This window comes from Streptomyces tremellae (genome assembly GCF_039540215.1).
GTDB lineage: Bacteria > Actinomycetota > Actinomycetes > Streptomycetales > Streptomycetaceae > Streptomyces > Streptomyces tremellae.
Map to the genome: position 1 here is coordinate 1 of NZ_BAABEP010000142.1, position 1,778 is coordinate 1,778.

The window sequence follows — 1,778 nt, forward strand, 5'->3', positions numbered from 1 at the left end:
GTAGGCCGCGGCTGAGCGGCCGGGCCGCGGGGGCAGGCCGGTGCGCCCCCGCGGCCCGCTTCTTTCCGCACGGGGGGTGCGGTAGCGTGACGCACGGTGGCGGGTGCAGGGGTTGCCGCCGCGGGGTCGTGTGAGTGATGGGGTGCATGGTGGCAACGGGCAGGGTCATCCGGTTCGACGCGGTACGCGGCTACGGTTTCGTGGCCCCCGACGCCGGGGGCGAGGACGTGTTCCTGCACGTCAACGATCTCGTCGTGGACAAGTCCCTGATCACTCCGGGGGTGTCGGTCGAGTTCGACGTGGAGAACGGCGACAAGGGCCTCAAGGCCGCCAGGGTCGCCGTCGCCGAGGGCGCGAGGAGTGCGCAGCGACCGCCCGCGGACGACGGGCTCTGCGACATCCTCACCGCCCGCGAGTTCCTCCAGGAGGTCACGGAGGCGCTGCTCAGCTCCGCGCCAGGGATCACCGGCGAGCAGATCGTCCAGATCAGGCGCCACCTCGGGACGCTCGCCGTGAACCACGGCTGGGTCGAGGGGTAGCCTCCCCGCCGCCCTTCCCACGGCCCCGCGCCGTACACACCGGCGGGCCGTACCGGTGTCCCGGGCCCGGCGGGCCGAGTGTTCTACTGGACGCGTTCATCATGGACGCCGGTGGGACACCACCCCGCTGGCCTGGGAGAACGGGGCGGTTCTTGAAGATCCTCATCAGCGCCGACATGGAGGGCGCGACCGGTGTCACCTGGCCCGCCGACGTCCTTCCCGGCACACCGCAGTGGGAGCGCTGCCGGTCGTTGTTCACCTCCGACGTGAACGCCGCGGTGCTCGGCTTCTTCGACGGCGGTGCGGACGAGGTCCTCATCAACGAGGCCCACTGGTCGATGCGGAACCTGCTGCTCGAACAGCTCGACGAGCGCGCCCAGATGCTCACGGGGCGGCACAAGTCCCTCTCCATGGTCGAGGGCGTCCAGCACGGCGACGTCGACGGGATCGCCTTCGTCGGCTACCACACCGCGGCGGGCACCGAGGGCGTCCTCGCGCACACCTACCTCGCCAACTCCATCACCGGTGTCTGGCTGGGCGGCGCACGGGCCAGCGAGGGCCTGCTCAACGCGCACGTCGTCGCCGAGTACGGCGTCCCCGTCGTGCTCGTCACCGGTGACGACCTGACCTGCGCCGACGCCGAGGGCTATGCCCCGCGCGCCCGCAAGGTCGCCGTCAAGGACCACGTGTCGCGCTACGCGGCGGTGTGCCGCCCGCCCGCGCGCACCGCCGCCGACATCCGGGCCGCCGCGAAGGAGGCCGCCGCCCTGGCCGGCCGGTACGAGCCCGCCGAGGCCGGTCCCTTCACCGTGGAGATCGAGTTCGACGCCACGCACCTCGCGGACGCGTCGACCGTCGTACCCGGGGTCGCGGCGGGCGGCGAGCGCCGCGTCTCCTACACCTCTCCGACGATGTACGAGGCCATCCGCACCTTCAAGGCCGTCACCACGATCGCCTCGTCCGCAGTGGAGGAACAGTATGGCTGAGCAGGCGACCGCCCACGCCGGCAACGCGATCGACGACCGCGCGCTCGACGAGGTGACCGCGTTCACCTCGGAACTCATCCGCATCGACACCACCAACCGGGGCGGCGGCGACTGCCGGGAGCGGCCCGCCGCCGAGTACGCGGCAGAGCGCCTCGCCGCCGCGGGCCTGGACCCCGTCATCCTGGAGCGCACCAAGGGCCGAGTCGGAGGCCAAGCGGTCTTAGGAAGACAACGTGCGATCCCAACTCCTTGG

2 protein-coding genes are annotated in these 1,778 nt (G+C 72.0%); both read left to right on the forward strand.

Translation table 11 applies throughout. The features are described 5' to 3' along the window. The first annotated feature begins 146 nt into the window (after positions 1-146). Entirely contained in the window at positions 147-539 is a 393-nt protein-coding gene (locus tag ABEA77_RS33700; protein ID WP_345655957.1) for a cold-shock protein, read from the forward strand. A 152-nt stretch (positions 540-691) separates the two neighbouring features. Continuing rightward, the gene (locus tag ABEA77_RS33705) at positions 692-1,525 is read left to right on the forward strand and encodes a M55 family metallopeptidase (protein WP_345655959.1); all 834 of its coding nucleotides are present in this window, start codon (positions 692-694) and stop codon (positions 1,523-1,525) included. The last annotated feature ends 253 nt before the right edge of the window (positions 1,526-1,778 follow it).

Bases quoted from the DNA above. Each gene is read 5' to 3' on its own strand.
- ABEA77_RS33700 (WP_345655957.1), top strand. From the start codon at position 147: ATGGTGGCAACGGGCAGGGTCATCCGGTTCGACGCGGTACGCGGCTAC.